Annotated in this window: 13 protein-coding genes; 4 read left to right on the top strand and 9 right to left on the bottom strand. The window is 68.4% G+C overall.

Translation table 11 applies throughout. The features are described from left to right. Nucleotides 1–50 precede the first annotated feature (50 nt). A complete protein-coding gene (locus tag ACIBHX_RS36085) occupies nt 51–1,544 on the top strand; it encodes an ATP-binding protein (RefSeq protein ID WP_397071917.1) in 1,494 nt (497 codons plus the stop codon). A 328-nt stretch (nt 1,545–1,872) separates the two neighbouring features. Here the strand turns inward: ACIBHX_RS36085 and ACIBHX_RS36080 are convergent, their stop codons facing one another. The 5 genes from ACIBHX_RS36080 to ACIBHX_RS36060 all read right to left on the bottom strand — a co-directional run bounded on the left by ACIBHX_RS36080 (nt 1,873) and on the right by ACIBHX_RS36060 (nt 8,526). Then, nucleotides 1,873–2,535 carry an NrtR DNA-binding winged helix domain-containing protein gene (locus ACIBHX_RS36080; protein ID WP_397071916.1) on the bottom strand — a complete coding sequence of 221 codons (663 nt, stop codon included), beginning with the start codon at nt 2,533–2,535 and terminating at the stop codon, nt 1,873–1,875. A gap of 25 nt (nt 2,536–2,560) precedes the next feature. Then, nucleotides 2,561–4,342 carry a DUF4434 domain-containing protein gene (locus tag ACIBHX_RS36075; RefSeq protein ID WP_397071915.1) on the bottom strand — a complete coding sequence of 594 codons (1,782 nt, stop codon included), beginning with the start codon at nt 4,340–4,342 and terminating at the stop codon, nt 2,561–2,563. 36 nt (nt 4,343–4,378) lie between these two features. Further along, nucleotides 4,379–5,464 (bottom strand): glycosyltransferase, encoded by a 1,086-nt coding sequence (locus ACIBHX_RS36070; protein ID WP_397071914.1) that lies wholly within the window; start codon nt 5,462–5,464, stop codon nt 4,379–4,381. Between the two features lie 19 nt (nt 5,465–5,483). Continuing rightward, a complete protein-coding gene (locus ACIBHX_RS36065; protein ID WP_397071913.1) occupies nt 5,484–6,746 on the bottom strand; it encodes a nucleotide sugar dehydrogenase in 1,263 nt (420 codons plus the stop codon). A gap of 121 nt (nt 6,747–6,867) precedes the next feature. After that, entirely contained in the window at nt 6,868–8,526 is a 1,659-nt protein-coding gene (locus ACIBHX_RS36060) for a glycosyltransferase family 4 protein (protein ID WP_397071912.1), read from the bottom strand. Between the two features lie 56 nt (nt 8,527–8,582). Here ACIBHX_RS36060 and wecB point away from each other — a divergent pair, with 56 nt between their 5' ends. The 3 genes from wecB to ACIBHX_RS36045 all read left to right on the top strand — a co-directional run bounded on the left by wecB (nt 8,583) and on the right by ACIBHX_RS36045 (nt 13,149). Next, complete coding sequence (gene wecB / locus ACIBHX_RS36055; protein ID WP_397071911.1) at nt 8,583–9,713, top strand: non-hydrolyzing UDP-N-acetylglucosamine 2-epimerase; 1,131 nt, start codon at nt 8,583–8,585, stop codon at nt 9,711–9,713. 67 nt (nt 9,714–9,780) lie between these two features. Beyond that, on the top strand, nt 9,781–11,817 hold the full coding sequence (locus ACIBHX_RS36050) for a glycosyltransferase (RefSeq protein WP_397071910.1): 2,037 nt from the start codon (nt 9,781–9,783) through the stop codon (nt 11,815–11,817). A gap of 63 nt (nt 11,818–11,880) precedes the next feature. After that, a complete protein-coding gene (locus ACIBHX_RS36045; RefSeq protein WP_397071909.1) occupies nt 11,881–13,149 on the top strand; it encodes an MFS transporter in 1,269 nt (422 codons plus the stop codon). A gap of 691 nt (nt 13,150–13,840) precedes the next feature. On the opposite strand, the gene ACIBHX_RS36040 is transcribed toward ACIBHX_RS36045, so the two are convergent. The 4 genes from ACIBHX_RS36040 to ACIBHX_RS36025 form a co-directional block, all read right to left on the bottom strand. Beyond that, a complete protein-coding gene (locus ACIBHX_RS36040) occupies nt 13,841–14,506 on the bottom strand; it encodes a hypothetical protein (RefSeq protein ID WP_397071908.1) in 666 nt (221 codons plus the stop codon). A gap of 76 nt (nt 14,507–14,582) precedes the next feature. Continuing rightward, on the bottom strand, nt 14,583–15,911 hold the full coding sequence (locus ACIBHX_RS36035) for a flotillin family protein (protein WP_397071907.1): 1,329 nt from the start codon (nt 15,909–15,911) through the stop codon (nt 14,583–14,585). A 78-nt stretch (nt 15,912–15,989) separates the two neighbouring features. Then, nucleotides 15,990–17,459, bottom strand: coding sequence for a flotillin family protein (locus tag ACIBHX_RS36030; protein WP_397071906.1), 1,470 nt, complete (start codon nt 17,457–17,459; stop codon nt 15,990–15,992). Between the two features lie 15 nt (nt 17,460–17,474). Then, nucleotides 17,475–17,615, bottom strand: coding sequence for a hypothetical protein (locus tag ACIBHX_RS36025; protein ID WP_397071905.1), 141 nt, complete (start codon nt 17,613–17,615; stop codon nt 17,475–17,477). Between the last annotated feature and the right edge of the window lie 19 nt (nt 17,616–17,634).

Below are 17,634 nucleotides of genomic sequence, written 5' to 3'. Positions count from 1 at the left end.
GAGGCCATCGTCGAGCGCCACCTGTGGCGCCCCCTCGCTGCCCGGGAGCCGTGATCGCTGCCGATCGGTACCCGCATCACCATCCAAGCGGCCGCCCACTCCGCTATCGGGTTACCGACATCCATGTCAGCGACATCTACGTCGCCGACATAGATGTCGGTTACATTGAAGTCATGGAATTCGTCGGGCGAAGGCCGCAACTGCTCACCCTCAATGACTGGTGGGAGGAGACACACCCTCGCCCAGCACTCGTCTGGGGGCGTCGGCGCGTCGGCAAGACCGCCCTGCTTCAGCACTTCGCTGAGAACAAGCGGACGATCTTTCATACAGGAGGCGGGCGCACCCCCCGTCGAGAACTTGCCGAACTCTCGTTCAGAGCGGCGGCCACCCTCGCTTCTCCCACACGTGATCTCCTGGCACGCCCCTATCAGACCTGGGATGAAGCGCTCGATCATCTTGCCAGGGAAGCAGAAGCCGAGCCGCTGCTTCTCATACTCGACGAGTTTCCTGAGCTGATCACCAACGCCCCCGAGTTGGAGGGAGTCCTACGCGCCTTTCTCGATCACTCACACGGTCGAACACAATTGAGGATCATCGTGTGTGGCTCCGCGGTCCGGATCATGCGCTCCATTCAGGAATATCGCTCTCCGCTCTACGGACGCTTCGACCTGACCATGCAACTTCACCCCTTCCGCCCTCACGAGGCCGCAGAGATGCTGCCCGAACTCGATCCAGTCGACCGCGCGCTGGTATACGGGATCGTCGGCGGCATGCCCCTCTACCTTTCATGGTGGCGGCCGGAGCTCTCCACCGAGCGAAACCTTGCCCGGCTGGCCGGACATCCGGACGCCAAGATGATCCGCGAGGGAGATCTGGTCCTGGCGACCGAAGCGGGCCAAGGCGTGCACCTGGCCGCCGTCCTCCAAGCCATCGCCGAGGGCTACACAAAACACAACGAGATCGCGGACGTTATTCGCGCCGACCCCAGCAGAACGCTCAACGACCTGCTCACCCTGCGCCTCGTCGAACGAATTCAACCAGTCACAGAGACCCAGCGGACCCGTCGCAAGATCTATCGCATCGCGGACAACTTCCTCGCCTTCTATCTGGGAACGCTGTCGCGCGTCCTCCCCGAAATCGACCGGGGTCTTGGCGACACGATCATGCCTGTACTCATGGAGGCCTTGAACGATCATCTCGGCATGGCGTGGGAGGAGGCATTCCGGGACCACCTGCGATTCCGAGCGGCTGATATCGGACCGGAAGTCGTGGCCATCGGCTCATGGTGGCAGGCCGACGGACAGAACCAGATCGACGCGGTCGCACTCAGCGGCCGGTCCCGGCGCCCCATTCTGGTCGGAGAGGCGAAGTGGGCCAGGAATGTGAACGCCGCACGGATTACGGCGGGCCTCGCGGCCAAGGCCACGCAGCTCACTCGCGAACCCGAAGGCCTCAGGTATGCGGTCTGTGCCAGAGAAGAGGTCACTCACTCCTCGCCTGACACGCTTTGCATCACGGCGGCGGATATATTCGCCCTTTCCTGAGCTTCAATCCTCCTCGGGTCCTATCGGGCCCTGCGTGGCATGCTCTGGAGGTCCGTCTGTTGCTTGCGTGACGTCGCTTGCAAGGTTCCAGGCAGCGGTGCCCATGGGGGCGAAGCGCGGGCGTCAGCCCGCCCTCATAGGAACGTCTGAGCGGTAGCGAAGCCCTGCAGGGGTCGGGGCCCCGGCCCGACTGGGAGCGATGTCTGAGCGCAGCGAAGGCCCTAGAGCAGGGCGGGCGGTAGATGGCCTACTACCCAGATGGGCAACGGGTGGGCCTGCGAAGAGCGTCTGAGCGCAGCGAAGGCCTTTGAGCGCGGGAACTTTGGGGTTACTCCTTGAGGGAGCGGAGCATTGGGGGGTGGAGGAGTTCGGCGGGGCCGCGGCGGTAGAGCTTGGCGGGGCGGCCGCCGTCCCTGGTCGTGGTGTCGCCCGTCTCGAGCAGGAAGCCTTCGGCCTTGGTGACCTTGCGGTGGAAGTTGCGGGGGTCCAGTGAACGGCCCCAGACGATCTCGTAGACCCTGCGCAGGTCCGCGACCGTGAACTCCGGCGGGCAGAAGGCCGCGCCCAGCGAGGTGTACTCCAGCTTCGCCCGCGCCCGCTCGATCCCGTCGAGGAGGATGCGGCGGTGGTCGAAGGCCATCACCGTGAGCTCCGACACCGGTACCCAGGCCATGTGCGCCTTCTCCGAGGCGGGCAGGTCGGGCGCGAGACCCAGGTAGGCGACGCTGAGCACCCGCTGGCGCGGGTCACGGTCCGGGTAACCGTACGTCTGCAGCTGTTCGAGGTGGATCGGGGTGGGCATGCCGGCACGCTCGGAGAGGATACGGCGGGCCGCGTCGGGCAGATCTTCATCCAGCTGGATGAAACCGCCCGGGACCGACCAGCGGCGCATGAAGGGAGGGTTGTCGCGGCGCCACACGAGCGTGCTCAGAGCATTGCAGCGCACGGTGAGCACGACCAGGTCAACGCTGACCGGGATGCTCGGAACCATGCCAGGCACGTTACACGCTGCGAGCTCAGGTCATTATCCGTACATGCAGGGGTTCCGTGGCCTCCTGCCCGGAAGGTCCCTTTACGCCGATCTTCACCCACTCGCCCGGCGGAACCTGGGTCCAGTCGAAGGGAACCCAGGCCGTCATCATCCCCTCGGGCAGGTCCTGCGGATGCTCGTCCAGCCAGCCCGCGCCCGCCACGCTGATCTCCTTGGTGCCCGCCGACCACTCGAGCGTGACGTAGGAGCCGGTGAAGTTGTAGCCGCGCACCTCAACGCCGTCCTGGATGTCGCGGCCCTGGCGGACGGCGTCCACGGCGATCGGGCGCTGCCAGTCCTTGGCGATCTCGTCCTGCAGCGACGGCGTGCCGCAGCTGTAGAAGTCGCTCCACATGTAGGAGACGACCTTCTGGACGTATCGGCCGGCCATCGTGACGGCCTGGTCCAGACGCTTCTTGTCCGTCTTGCCGCGGGTGCCCTGCGGCGCGCACGGCTGCTCACCCGACGGCTCGAAGGCCTCCACGTTGGCCCACAGCTGCACCTGGTAGCCCTGCTGGACCATCTGCTCGCGGGCGTTGGCCATCTCGCGGTAGTAGTCGCGCGTCGAGCCGTGGTAGGCGTCGCCGTACGTCGTCTCCCCGACCACCGGCTTGAGCCGGTCGTCGACCTCTGAGTCGCGCTGGTCCGGCCAGAACAGGCCGACCTTGCCCGTGCCGCGGCTGTCCTGCGGGGCGATGATGCCGACCCCGGTCCGGGCCAGCAGCTTGAACGCCTCGGCCACCTGGGCGGGCGTCTGGCCGAACCCGACGCGCTTGCGCGCGTCCATGTACGGGCTGATCAGGATGGGCTTGCCCGGCAGCACCTGCTGGACGATGTCGTGCTGGCCCGCGTACACCGACAGGGTCGGGTTGCTGCTCAGCGTGGCGGCCATCTGCACCTCGAACGGCTGGTAGACGCCGCCCAGCGACTCCCTGTCGGCGAAACGCGAGCCGTAGTCCTGCACGACGCGCCTGGTCAGCGTCGTCAGCGGGTTGATGTGGCGCGGGTTGGCCCTGGTCGGCGTCTTCGGGTCGCGCGGCGCCAGCGGCAGCGCGGGGTAAACCCGCACGCCGAACTGGTCGCCCAGGTCGAGCAGCTCTTTGAGGCTGTCCTTGGGCGCGGCGGCGACCAGGATCAGGTCGTACTTCTCCGGCTTGCTGAAGTCGCAGGTGGCGTCGTCGGAGCCGTCGGTGCGCGACAGCAGGCGGAAGTAGACCCGCTTGCCGACCTCGATCTTCTTCTCCAGCTCGGGGCAGCGGAAGATGTCCGGCCCGTACGACTCGTCGGTGCGATAGGCGTAGATCCGCGAGATCTTGTTGCCGGGGTTGGCCGCTTCCAGATCGGCCACGGCGGCGGCCTCACAGCTCTGGCCGTTCTCCTCGCAGTCCTTGTAGAGCGAGTCGAGCTGGCCGTCGCGGGACTTGATGCGGCCCTGGTCGTCGACGGTGCGGAACTGCAGGCCGTACCCGACCCTGATGACGGTGTCGCCGCCCAGGTCGTGGATCTCCTTCAGCTGGCGGCGCCAGGTGCACGGGTTGGACTTCGGCATGATCCAGTAACCGGTGACGGCGTAGGGCGCCTTCTCCTTGGTCTCGAAGGTGCCGCAGGGGTCGGTGAACTCGCTGACCTTGGGCGTGGGGTTGGTCCGCTTGGGGGTCGCCTTGGCCTGGCTCGCCGTCTTCGAGGGCTTGTCGTGGGGCAGGACGACGACCACTGCCGCGACGGCGGCGATGATGAGGGCGCCCAAGAGCACAAAGAGCCACCGCACGTTCAGGAACCTACCGCCCTCGTGATAAGCCGGAAATTACTTGACGCTGGCCCAGGATTCGAGTTGTGCCACGAACCGCTTCGCTGAGCTCGGCCAGTGATGGTTGGCCCGGGCGGCGGCGTACCCACGAGCTCCCTGTGCGCGCCGTTCCTGAATGTCGTCCCTTAAGGTCAGTACGGCTTGCGCCACGGCCTTGGGGTCCTCCCACGGCACCACGACGCCGCTCTCGTAGCGCTCGACCAGCTCGACCGCCCGGGGCGACGGGGTGGTGATCACCGGGATGCCGTGCGCCATGTACTCCACGATCTTCGTGGGCATCGAGTGACGGTAGTTCGGCTCGTCGTGCAGCAGCGACAGCCCCGCCAGCGCGCCGTCCAGCCGCTTGAGCGCCTCGTCGTTCGGCATGAAGTCGCGCCACTCCAGCACGCCCTCCGCCACGGCTTCGTTCAGCATCGGACGGCTCTGCGGGTCGGCGTAGCCGATCAGCTCCACCGCGACCTTGTACGGCTGCAGGATCCTGGCCACCTCGACGGCCTCGCGCACGCCGCGCGCCCACGACAGCCAGCCCAGGTACACCACCCGGTCGTCGCCGGCCGGCGCCACCGCGTCAGGCACCCAGGTCTCGTTCGGCACGATCAGGTGCGCGTGCTTGAACCGCCCCGCGTACGCCGTCTCGGCCAGCAGCAGGTGCAGGTGCCGCTCCGCCGTACCCTCCAGCATGCGTGCCAGGAAGCGGACGGGCGGGCGCATGAACGACGGCAGCCACGGCTTGAGCGACAGCGTGGCCGGCGTGTCCTCGTGCACGTCCCAGACCACCGGCGGCCGCCTGCGTACTCCCCAGATCGCGAACAGCAGCTCGGGATCGTGGATCAGCACCAGATCGACCTTGTCGCGCATCTTCTTGAACAGCCGGCGCGCGGCCAGGACAGCCGAAAAACGCCGCCGCTCGGCGGCACGCGGCAGATCAACCCCGGTCACCCAGGACCTCGGCACGACGCCCCTGGCCGTGTACGGGGCGGCATACGTGACCTCATGACCGGCATCCACCAGCGCGCGGATCTGCCGATGCAGGATCCTCGCATCTTCGGGGTGATGCACCACCGTCATGACGAGCACGTGCACTGCGCGCAGCCCTCCGTCGCTACAGCCGCTCGACGCGTTCACCCTCGGTGAGAACACCGCGGGTGTCGAGCACGAGCCTGGCCCTGTCCTCGAGCATGTCGAGGTCGAACGCGGCGTGCTGCTGCAGCAGCAGCGTCACGTCGGCATTCGCCACAGCCTCGGCCAGTTCCTCCTGACGCGGCACCGGGGTACCGTCGACCTTCCACTCCTTCACGTGCGGGTCCACGAACGACAGCTCGGCGCCCAGCTCGAGCAGCGCACGCGCCACCGGCAGCGCCGGCGTCTCCCGCTCGTCGGCGATGTCCGGCTTGTAGGTGACGCCGAGCAGCACCACCCGCGAGCCGTTCACGGCCTTCTTGTGCCTGTTGAGCAGCCGCTGTACGCGGTTGACCACGTACGACGGCATCCGCTCGTTGATCTCCTGCGCCAGCTCGACGAACCGGAACGGGTAGCCGAGCTTGCGGACCGTGTACGACAGGTACGACGGGTCGACGGGGATGCAGTGCCCGCCGACGCCGGGGCCCGGCAGGAACTTCTGGAACCCGAACGGCTTGGTCGCCGCGGCCTCGATGGCCTCCCACAGATCGATCCCCAGCTCGTCACAGAAGATCGCCATCTCGTTGACGAGCGCGATGTTGACGTGCCGGTAGGTGTTCTCAAGCAGCTTGGCCATCTCGGCCTCGCGCGTGCCGGAGACCGGCACGACCTGCTCGATGAACTGCCCGTAGAAGGCGGTGGCGCGGTCACGGCAGGTCGGCGTGTAACCGCCGACGACCTTCGGGGTGTTCCTCAGCCCGAACTTGGGGTTGCCCGGGTCGATCCGCTCCGGCGAGAAGGCCAGATAGAAGTCCTCCCCCGCGACCAGGCCCGAGGATTCGAGCAGCGGGCGCGCCACCTCGTCGGTGGTACCCGGCCAGGTCGTGGACTCCAGGACGACGAGCGTGCCCTTGCTCAGGTTGCGCGCGACGGTCGTGGTCGCGCCTTCCACCGCGGACAGGTCCGGGCGGTGGTCCTCATCCAGCGGGGTGGGCACGCATATGACGATCGTGTTGCTTCTGGCCAGCACCGACTCGTCCAGCGTGGCGGTGAAACCGTTCTCCAGCATGTGCTCGAGATCGGCATCCGTCAGGTCATCGATGTAGGACTGCCCGGCGTTGAGCGCGTCGACCTTGCGGGGGTCGACGTCCACGCCGACGACCCGCAGGCCCGCAGCCACAGCCTCCTTGGCCAGTGGCATGCCGACGTACCCGAGGCCGATGACAGCCAAGTCGATTGCTGTCACAGGAGTACCTTGGCGGACCGGAAACAACACTTCATGGTCGCAAAGGTTATCTCAAGTCCACCTAGCTCACGCCTAATGCGACCGAACCCGTCACAACAGACAGGCAACTTGAAGGTCATCATTAGGTAAGTGAGAGGTAGAGAGACCGATATGTCTCGGCAACGCGGCTCCAAGTCCGCTTCGCCGCTACTTCCGCCCGTCCGGCCTCACCCATCACACGCCGGGTTTCCGGGTCCTCACGCAGCCCGGCCAGCGCCTTGGCGAGCTCGGCCGGGTCGCCGGGAGGCACCAGCATGCCGGCGCCATCCGAACCCACGAGCTCCGACAGCGCGGGTAGATCGCTGAGCACCACGGGCTTGCCGAGCGCCATCGCCTCGACGGGTTTCAATGGCGTAACGAGTCGGCAGACGCGCAGGTCCTCGCGCGGGCAGGCGAAGATGTCGATGGCCGACTGGGCCTGCAGCGCCTCTTCGGGGCCCACCCTGCCGGGCAGGATCGCGGTGCTGAGCTTGAGCTCCTTGACCAGCTCCAGCAGGTTGTCACGCTCGGCGCCGTCACCGACGATCAGCACCCGGACCGGGGTGCCCTGGTCGCGCATGATCGCCGCCGCGTTCAGCAGCGTGGCGAACCCCTCGTAGCCCACGATGCTCGACACGGAACCCACGACGACCTCTTCGGGCTTGATCCCGAAATTTCGTCTAAAAGACTCCCCGTCGTACTGAGCGGTCAGCAGCGAGTCGTCCACCGCGTTGGGCGCCAGGAAGATCTTCTCCCGCGGCACGCCCCGCTCCGCGATCTCCGTGGCCATCGTCTCGGCCAGCGTGACGACCGCGTCCGCCTCACGCATCAGGAACGCCTCGCGCTCGCGCTGCAGCACCGCCCGCTGGCTGCCCGTGCGCACCTCCGGGTCACGCGAGACCCAGGTCTCCTCCAGGAACCCGCGCACCTCGTACACGAACGGCGTGCCCGTCCTGTCCCGTACGGCATGCGCGACGGACCCGTTGCGGTGGTCGGTGGCCGCGTGCAGCACCTGGGGCCGAAGCTCGCTGACGAGCTTGGTGACCCCCTCGGCGCCCTTGATCATGCGGCCGCGCATCTCGAACGGCACCTCGCCGCGCCCATCAGGCAGCAGCCGGTAGTACGGGATCCCGTCGATCTCCTCGAACGGCGCGGCCTGCGCGTGCCCCTGCAGCATCGGCCAGCCCCAACTGGTCACCACGTGCGGGTCCAGCCCGGCCGCCTGCTGCGAGGTGACGATGCGGTGCGTCCTGACCGTGTAGCCGGCCTGCGTGTACGGCAGGGCGTTGGTGACGCAGTGCAGCACCCGCCCCTCAATCCGCTCGCCCACGGCCACCTTCGGACCGGGCGGGATCGGGTTCGGGCTGATCGCGGCCTTCTCGCCGCGGTAGTAGGCGGCACGGCGCTTGACGAAGGGGTACTTGGCGTGCGCGTCCAGCACGGCGGCCGCCTCGTCGATACGGCCGGCGTCCCAGTGCCCCTTGGCCTCGTTCCACGGTGCCTGGACGGCCCGCATGCCGATCTTGCGCACGACCCGGCGGACCTGCCGCGCGGCGGGCCAGGCGACGCTACCGACCAGGGGCCGCAGGCTCGGCGGCAGCGCGTCGGCCGCGGCCTGAGCCACTCTGACGGGGTCGGACTTGACCTTGGTCACCACGACGCGGGTGACGATGATCGGGTGCTGGACGAAGCCCCTCAGGAGCCCGCCGACGCCTGCTCGTGCGGACTTGGCCGAGACTTTCCGGGAGTCTTCGGTTACCACGCGGTGACCGTACCATAGGCAACGTTTTTCCCCTTCCGCTATGAAAGGCGAGGTCAATGAGGGAGAACCCCCTGGTCCTGCACGTGTTGGGGGCGCGGCCCAACTTCGTGAAGGCAGCCCCGGTGGTGCGAGCACTCGGCGAACTCGGCGTGCGGCAGGGCATCATCCACACCGGTCAGCACTACGACGCGCTGATGTCGGACGTGTTCTTCGCCGATCTCGGGTTGCCCGAGCCGGTGGCGAATCTGGGTGTGGGCTCGGGTACCCACGCCAAGCAGACGGCGGCGCTGCTCGTGGGGCTGGAGGAGGTGTTCCAGGAGCACGAGCCGGACCTGGTCGTGGTCTATGGCGACGTCAACTCGACGCTGGCCGCGATCCTGGTGTGCGCGAAGCTCGGGATCAGGTCCGCGCACGTCGAGGCGGGGCTGCGGTCCTTCGACCGGGGCATGCCCGAGGAGGTCAACAGGATCGTCACCGACTCCCTGTCGGACCTGCTGTTCACGACTTCTCCCGAGGCGCTGTCGTTCCTGGCCCGCGAGGGCGTGAGCCCGGACAAGGTGCACTTCGTCGGCAACCCGATGATCGACAGCCTCTTCTCCGCGCTGCCCGCCCTCGACCCGGCGCCGATCGTGAAGCGTCTGGCCATACCGGCTCGGTATGCCGTGGCCACGCTGCACCGCCCGGCCAACGTGGACACCCCGGAGGCGGCCAAGGAGCTGGTCGACGCGGTGCTCGACGTCTCGCGGCAGATCCCGATCGTGGTGCCGATCCACCCGCGCGGCCGTACCCGCCTTGCGGAGGCGGGCCTGGTCGACGGCTCGACGGTCAAGGTCGTCGACCCGCTCGGGTACGTGGACTTCCTGTCGCTGGTACGCGGCGCCTCCCTGGTCGTGACGGACTCCGGCGGCGTGCAGGAGGAGACGACGATGCTCGGCGTCCCCTGCCTGACGGTCCGGCCCAACACCGAGCGCCCCGTCACGATCACCCACGGCACGAACCGCCTGGTCACCCCGGCGCTGCTGCCTGCGGCCGCGGGGAAGGCGCTGGCCGACGGGGCCGCGACACCCTCCGGCGAGCTGCCTCCGCTCTGGGACGGCGCCGCCGGGCCGCGCATCGCCCGCGTGATCGCCTCGTGGCTCAAGGGCGACAACCTGTCGCCTGCCTCCCAGGGCACCAGGGCCGAATAGCCCATTTCCCGACATGTCGGTACGGCTGAGCCGTACGATGCACAGACCTGAGCGATAGGCGAGCAGCATGGCCGAAACCCCCGAAGAGCCCAAGTACCAGCGGCTCGGACCCGTCAACTGGCTGCCGGAGGAGCGCAAGCTCGTCGAGCGTTACGAGGCCGAGGTCAGGGAGCTGCGGCGGCGCCTGGAGATCGCCGAGGCCAAGGCCGCCTACGCCACGTGGAAGCTGGAGGCCACGCAGGCCAAGCGGACCTTCAAGCTGGGCGAGGCGCTGGGTTCCAAGTCGCCGGGGAAGATCGTCCAGGCGGTCCGGTCCAAGGAGAAGGCACCCAAGGCGCCTGTGCCGGTGAGCGAGGCGACGGAGATCGCCAACCACCGGCCGCCGCTGGTGGAGGTTCCGGCGGTGAAGTGGCCGCTGGGGCCCGTCAACCGGCCCGATCTGAAGGTCGCGGTGATCCTGGACGACTTCTCGCGGATGGCCTTCCGCTACGAGTGGGACCAGATCGAGTTCGGGCTCAAGGACTGGCCGGAGATCTTCGCCGAGCGGCGTCCCGACCTGCTGTTCTGCGAGTCCGCCTGGCACGGGAACCAGGGCCGCTGGCGCTACCAGATGACTGGGACGAACGCCCCCAAGGAGCCGCTGCGCGAGCTGGTGGCCTGGTGCAAATCCGAGGGCATCCCCACGGTCTTCTGGAACAAGGAGGACCCGCCCAACTTCGACTTCTTCATCGACACGGCCAGGCTGTTCGACTACGTGTTCACGTGCGACGGCGACATGATCCCGAAATATCGTGAAGTACTGGGTCATGATCGGGTCGATGCGTTGCAGTTCGCCGCCCAGCCCCGCGTGCACAACCCGATCCAGCAGAAGCAGGGCCGCCTGCACGACGTGGTGTTCGCCGGGATGTACTTCCGCGACAAGCACCCCGAGCGCCGCGAGCAGATGGAGACCGTGATCGACCCGATCAGGGAGCTCGGGCTGCACATCTTCGCCCGCAACGGCGAGGTGGACGAGAAGTACGCCTGGCCGGAGAAGTACCGGCCGCACATCGTGGGCGAGCTGCCCTACGACCAGATGCTGGCCGCGTACCGCATGTACAAGGTCTTCCTCAACGTCAACTCGGTGCTGGACTCGCCGACCATGTGCGCGCGCCGGGTCTTCGAGCTGTCGGCCTGCTCGACGCCGGTCGTGTCGGGGTGGTCGCGCGCGATCGAGGAGACGTTCGGTGAGCTGGTCCCGATCGCCAGAGAGCCGGTCGAGTCCTACAACCAGGTGCTCCACCTGATCAACAGCCCGGAGCTGCGGGCCAGGATGGGCCATCTGGCCATGCGCGAGGTGTTCGACAAGCACCTGTTCTCGCACCGGGTCGACCAGATCCTGCAGGCACTGGGCCGGCCGGTGGTGGCCAGGGAGCGGTCGATCTCGGTCGTGCTGCCCACCAACCGGGCCTCCCAGATCGAGCACGCGATCTCCTCGGTGGCCAAGCAGATCCACCGCCCGCTCCAGCTCGTCATGGTGCTGCACGGCCTCGACATCGACCCCGTCGTGGTGGCGGACAAGGCGCGCATGGCCGGGATCTCCGACGTGACCGTGCTGCCCGCCTCGCCGGAGCTGTCGCTGGGCGCCTGCATGAACCTCGGCATCGCCGCCGCCGAGGGCGAGCTGATCGCCAAGATGGACGACGACAACCTGTACGGCGAGCACTACCTGTCGGACCTGGCCCGCGCCTTCGACTACACCGAGGCCGAACTGGTCGGCAAGGGCGCCCACTACAGCTACTTCGAGGGCGCCAACACCACGATGCTCCGCCTACCCGGGCTCGAGCACCGGTACTCGTTCCTGGTCCAGGGCGGGACGTTCCTCGGCAAGGCCGACATGTTCCGCTCCTACGGCTTCGCCGACATCACCCGCGGCGAGGACACCCACCTGGTGCGCCGGCTGAAGGAGGACGGGGTCAAGATCTACTCCGCCGACCGCTTCAACTTCGTCTACTGGCGCAGCGCCGACACCTCCATGCACACCTGGCAGGCCGACCACATCAAGCTGACCAGGAACGCGCAGTTCTCCTTCGTGGGGCATCCGGCCGATCACGTACTTATCTAGGTGAACGTTGATATTCGCGGCACATCATGTTGAGATCTCCTCTTGGTCGAAGGGGGATCCGCGATGGCCGCACCGTTCCGGCTTTCGAACACGGGGGCCTTCTGGTCGCTTGCCGTACTGCTGTGCCTGATCCAGAGCGCCGCGTCGGCGCCGTCGCCGTTGTACGGGCTCTACCAGCAGGCCTGGCACTTCTCACCGATCGTCCTGACGACGGTGTACGCGGCCAACGCGCTGGCGCTGCTGGTGACGCTGCTGTTCGTGGGCTCGCTGTCGGACCACGTGGGGCGCCGTCCCGTGCTGCTGGCGGCGGCCGTGATCGAGCTCGCGGCGATGGCCGTGTTCGTGGCCGCGCGCGACGTGGCCTGGCTGACCGCGGGCAGGATCCTGCAGGGGATCGCCACCGGCATCGCGTCGGGCGCGATCAGCGCGATGATGATCGACTTCAGGGGCGCCTCGTCCAAGCTGCCGTCGATCGTCACGAACATGTCCGCCTCGGGCGGTATCGCGTTAGGTGCGCTGGTGTCGGGGCTGCTCGTGCAGTTCGGTCCTGCGCCGACGCACCTGATCTTCTGGCTGCTGCTGGCCGCGTTCGCCGTGCTGGTGGCGCTGACCGCGGTACTTCCGGAGACCGTCTCCCCTGACGGCGCCTGGCGCTCCTCGCTGCGCCCGCGGGCGACCGTACCCGTGCAGGTGCGCGGCGCCTTCCTGGCGCTGATCCCGTCGATCGTGGCCTGCTGGGCCCTGGGCGGACTCTACCTGTCGCTGGGGCCGTCCATCGTGGGCACGCTCACGCACTCGCCGGGCCGGCTGATCGGCGGGCTGGTCATCCTCGCGCTGAACGGCAGCGGCGTCACCATGACCCTGCTCGGCCGCGACTGGTCGCCCGAGCGCTGCCTGTACGCGGGCTCGGCCCTGCTCGTCACCGGCGTGACCGTGGCACTCCTGGCGCTGGCCACCCGTTCGACCGCGCTCTTCTTCGCGGGCACTGTCGTCGCGGGCGCGGGCTTCGGCCCGTCGTTCTCCGGCGCCCTCCGCACCCTGACCAGCCTCTCCCCGGCCGCCTCCCGAGCCCAGGTCATCGCCGCCATCTACGTCGTGTCCTACCTGGCGCTCAGCCTCCCGGCGGTCGCCGCCGGCATCGCCGTCACCCGGGTCGGCCTCTTCCCCACGGCCTACGGCTACGGCTTCGCGGTCATCGCCCTCACGGCGGGCGCGGCCCTCGCGTCCCTCCGCCACCGCCACCCCGCCCCCCACACCCGCCAACCCCTCAGCCCCCACCACAACCACCCCCCCTGCCCCGGCACCATCCCACCCCTCCTCCAACACACTTGATCTCCTTCTTCCCGCGCCTCGCTTGCACGGCGGGCCTCGCTTGCACGGCAGGCCTCGCTTGCACGGCGGGCCTCGCTTGCACGGCAGGCCTCGGTTGAACGGCCCTCGGCGCTGCAGGGCTCTCGATGGGACGGTCCTCTGTTGCACGGCCCCTTTGGCTGCACCGGCTTCAGATGTACGGCGGGCCGCCCCCTACGGCCGCCCGCCGTCGTGTGCTGAGGACCCGCGTCCGGCGCTTCCGGCGAGTCGAGGACTGTTGCTCGCCGCCACGAGGGACGCCGATCACGAAGACCTCGCGAACCGGATCCGCGACCACCGACAACCCCAGCAAGTCCCCCAGACCCCCAGACCCACGACCCCACCCTCCAGGCGCCGGGGCGGCGAGACGCGGGTCGGCGGACGGCGGCGCCCTGTACGGCGAGGGACCCGGGGGCCGGGAACGTGGTTCACGAAGCGCCGTGACGGCGGGAAGTGGCACCGACTCGCCGGAAGCGCCGGTCGCGGGCCCTCAGCGCACGACGGCGGGCGGCCGGTGGCGGCGGCTCGCCGTACAAGAGCACTGATCGAACGAGAGCACCTACCGGACGAGAGCGCTGGCCGTAGAAGAGCACTCACCGTGCAAGAGCGCCCGCCGGACGAGAGCACGCCGCTCAAGGGCGCTCAGAACACAGGAGGGGGCGACGAAGACGGATCAGTGGACGATGCGGGAGAGGGAGGTGGCGGCCTGGTGGCCGAGTTGGAAGAGGCCGGATTGTTTGACGCGGCGGCCGACCACCAGCAGGCTCATGACGACGTTGCCGCGGCGGATGATGACCGAGCCGATCTGGGCGTTGTTCTTGCCGCCCGTGGCCGTGGTGAGGAAGGCGCGCGACTGGTCGCCCTGCTGGGGCATCGCGAGTTCCTTGGTGGTGTAGGTGACCTTGGCGCCCTGGACGGTGGCCTGGTAGCGGCGGCACTGGCTGGGCAAGGCGCCGGGGAAGGTCGTCGTGGGCAGCGAGACGAGCGCCTGCGTGATCGAGCCGTTGGCGGAGGAGAAGGCGACGACGGCGGCGGGGGACTTGGCGATCGCGGGCTGGGTCGCGTCGAGTTGGGCCGCGCCGGCGCATTCGGGGTGGTCGAGGAGTGATTGGTGCATGGCCTGCAGGCCCTGCTGGGTGGATTTGAGTGAGCCGAAGGCTCCGGTTTCCGGCCCGTAGGAGACGTGCATGCCCTTGGGGGCCTGCAGCAGGGCGGCGCGCAGGTTGATCGCGGGGGTGGGGGTGGGTGATGGCGAGGCGGCCTTCTCGGCGGCGTGGCCGGAGGAGCACCCCGCGATCACCATCATGCTCAGACATATCCCGGAAACGGCCTTAAGCATGAATTCTCCAATTCGCTCTGGCGGTATTTCCTCGAAACGCTAGAGGAAGTGGAGAGCAAGGAGCCGAGTAACGTCGCTATTCGCGGGATTCAGTGGATTTGATAATTGCCTCCGCATCTGCACCATTAACGGATCCGTTGAGGAGCGAGCGCGCCACCGAGAGTCCGGTGCCGCCGAGCGTGAGAACCTTGGCCAGCGTCTCCTCGATCCCCTGGGCGCCGTTGAGCACGATCATGTGGTCGACGTTGCTGAACGCCTTGGCGCCCGCCTCGACGATCTCCGGCCACTTCTCGGCCAGCTGCTGCGCGACGACCGCCTCCTGGTTCTGCGCGAGCGCGTCGGCGCGGGCCTTGATCGCGTCGGCCTCGGCCAGGCCCAGCGCTCTGGCGGCGTCGGCCTCCGCCATGCCGCGCAGCCTGGTGGCCTCCGCCTCGGCCTCGCCGCGCAGCCTGATCCCTTCGGCCTCGGCCTGGGACTCGGCGACGGATGCGCGCCTGTCGGCGTCGGCCAGCGTGACCTTCTCGTAGGCGCGGGCGTCGGCGGGCTTGCGGACCTCGCCCTCCAGCCGCTTCTCGGCCAGCTGGGCCTCCAGCTCGGCGGCCGAGGTCTGCTGGACCACGACCTCCTGGCGCGCCGCCGCCTCGGCCAGCGGTCCCGCCTGGCCGGCCTTGGCCGCCGCGCGGTCCATCTCGGCCTGGTAGCCGGCCTGCTGGATCCTGGCCTGCCGTACGGCTGCCGCCTTCTTGATCTCGGCCTCCTGCTCGGCTCCGGTGGCCTCCTGGTCGCGCTGGGCCTCGGCGGTCCTGGCGGCCGAGGCGACGGCGGCGGCGTGCGGGCGGCCCAGGTTGGCGATGTATCCGGTGGCGTCCTCGATCTCCTGGATCTGCAGCGAGTCGACGATCATGCCGAGCTTGATCATCTCGTCCGCGGAGGTGGTGCGGATCTCGTTGGTGAGGGCGTCGCGGTTGATGATGAGGTCCTCGACGGTGAGGTTGCCGACGATCGAGCGCAGGTGCCCGGAGAAGAGCTGGTGGATCTTGTCGTCCACGGTCTTCTGCTGACCCAGGAAGCGGCGCGCGGCGTTGGCGATCGAGACCAGGTCGTCGCCGACCTTGTAGATCACCACGCCGCGTACGTGGACAGGGATGCCCTGCCGGGTCACACAGCGGACCTCGAGTTCGGAGACCCGGCTGTCGAGCGAGATGCGGCGTGCGCTCTGGAATCCCGGCAGGACCAGGGCGCCCTTACCGGTGACGATCTTGAATCCGAGTGTGTCCCTGCCTCGGGCTCCTAAGCCGGAGATGATGATCGCTTCGTTCGGTTCGGCGACGCGCCAGATGAGTTTGAAGGCGACGATGACGACGACCGCGATGGCTGCGATCACACCGGCGAGAACCAGGTCCATGGCTGCTCCCTATGTCGGGATTCTTCATGAAATGCCGACCAGACTTCCCGGCTCACCTAGTGACGAAGATACGTCCGCTCAGGTCGTCTTGCGCACCTCCGGTTCGGCTCCGTTCGGAGAGCCGCCGTTGAGCAGCGCGCGGGCCAGCCCGAGGCCCGTGCCGCCCAGCGTGAGCGCCTTGGCCAGCAGCTCCTCAACGCCCTGGGCGCCGTTGAGTACGACCATGTGGTCGACGTTGCCGAACGCCTTGGCGCCCGCCTCGACGACCTCGGGCCACCTCTCGGCCAGCTGCTGGGCGATGACCGCCTCCTGGTTGTCCTTGAGCGCCTCGGCGCGGGCCCTGATGGCCTTGGCCTCGGCCAGACCCTTGGCCTGCTCGGCCTCCGCCTCGGCCAGGCCGATCGCCTTGGTGGCCTCCGCCTGTGCCAGGCCGCGCGCCTTGGCGGCTTCGGCCTCGGCCTGGCCGGCGACCTTGGTGGCGGAGCCCGCGGCCTCTCCACGCAGCCGTACGGCTTCCGCGTCGGCGGCGGCCGCCTGCTTGACCTGCGAGGCCTGGGCGGTGGCGCGCAGTTCTGTCTCCCTGGCCTCGGCCTCGGCCTGGGCGATGCGGGCGTCGCGTTCGGCCTGGGAGAGCGTGACTGTCTCGTAGGCCTTGGCGTCGGCGGGCTTGCGGACCTGCGACTGGAGCCGCTGTTCCGACAGCTTGGCCTCGAGCTCGGCGGCCTTGGTCTCCTGGACGACGACCTCCTGCCGGGCGGTGGCCTCGGACAGCGGGCCCGCCTGGCGGGTGGTGGCCTGGGCGCGGTCGATCTCGGCCTGGTAGGCGGCCTGCTTGATCTGGGAGTCGCGCCAGGCGGCGGACTTGTTGGCGGCGGCGATCTGCTCGGCCTCGGTGGCCTCCTGGTCGCGCTGGGCCTCGGCGATGCGCGCGGAGGCGGCGATCTTGGCGGCGTGCGGCTTGCCGAGGTTGGTGATGTAGCCGGTCTCGTCGTCGATCTCCTGGATCTGCAGCGAGTCGACGATCAGGCCCAGCTTGCTCATCTCGTCGGCGGCCGAGGCCCTGGTCTCGCTGGTCAGCCGCTCGCGGTTGAGGATGAGGTCCTCGATGGTGAGGTTGCCGACGATGGAGCGCAGGTGGCCGGTGAACAGCTCGTGGATGGCGCCGGTCATGAAGTCCTGCTGGTCCAGGAAGCGCCGGGCGGCGTTGGCGATCGAGGCCAGGTCGTCGCCGACCTTGTAGATCACCACGCCTCTGATGGACACGGGGATGCCCTGCTGGGTGACGCAGGCGACCTGGAGGTTGGCGGCCCTGGTGTCCAGGCGCAGCCGCCTGGACGTCTGGAAGCCGGGCAGCACCGCGGTGCCCTTACCCGTGATGATCTTGAATCCTAAGCTGTCGACCCCGGCGTCGCGCCTGCGCGCGCCGAGGCCGGAGATGATCAGCGCTTCGTTGGGCTCGGCGACCCGCCAGAAGGCCTTGAACAGCAGGATGATGACGACGACGGCGACGAGGATGCCCCCGCCGAGAAAGTAGAGCTCAGGGGACACGGGTCCTCCAACGCGCTAGACGAGTGCACGGGCCACATAGACCGTTCGGGGAGGAAAATACTCCACGACGATCACGATGGATCCGACGGGGATCTCCTCGTCCGGCAGGGTCGGATGAGCGTAGAAGGCCTCGACGCCGCCTCTGACCGGAACCATGACCTCGCCTACCAGACCA

Source organism: Nonomuraea sp. NPDC050536 (genome assembly GCF_044457685.1).
GTDB lineage: Bacteria > Actinomycetota > Actinomycetes > Streptosporangiales > Streptosporangiaceae > Nonomuraea.
The sequence above is the reverse complement of the archived record's forward strand: the minus strand, read 5'-3'. Positions and strand labels throughout refer to the sequence as shown.

Bases quoted from the DNA above. Each gene is read 5' to 3' on its own strand.
- ACIBHX_RS36080 (WP_397071916.1), bottom strand. From the start codon at position 2,535: ATGGTTCCGAGCATCCCGGTCAGCGTTGACCTGGTCGTGCTCACCGTG.
- wecB (WP_397071911.1), top strand. From the start codon at position 8,583: ATGAGGGAGAACCCCCTGGTCCTGCACGTGTTGGGGGCGCGGCCCAAC.
- ACIBHX_RS36050 (WP_397071910.1), top strand. From the start codon at position 9,781: ATGGCCGAAACCCCCGAAGAGCCCAAGTACCAGCGGCTCGGACCCGTC.
- ACIBHX_RS36045 (WP_397071909.1), top strand. From the start codon at position 11,881: ATGGCCGCACCGTTCCGGCTTTCGAACACGGGGGCCTTCTGGTCGCTT.
- ACIBHX_RS36040 (WP_397071908.1), bottom strand. From the start codon at position 14,506: ATGCTTAAGGCCGTTTCCGGGATATGTCTGAGCATGATGGTGATCGCG.
- ACIBHX_RS36035 (WP_397071907.1), bottom strand. From the start codon at position 15,911: ATGGACCTGGTTCTCGCCGGTGTGATCGCAGCCATCGCGGTCGTCGTC.
- ACIBHX_RS36025 (WP_397071905.1), bottom strand. From the start codon at position 17,615: ATGGTTCCGGTCAGAGGCGGCGTCGAGGCCTTCTACGCTCATCCGACC.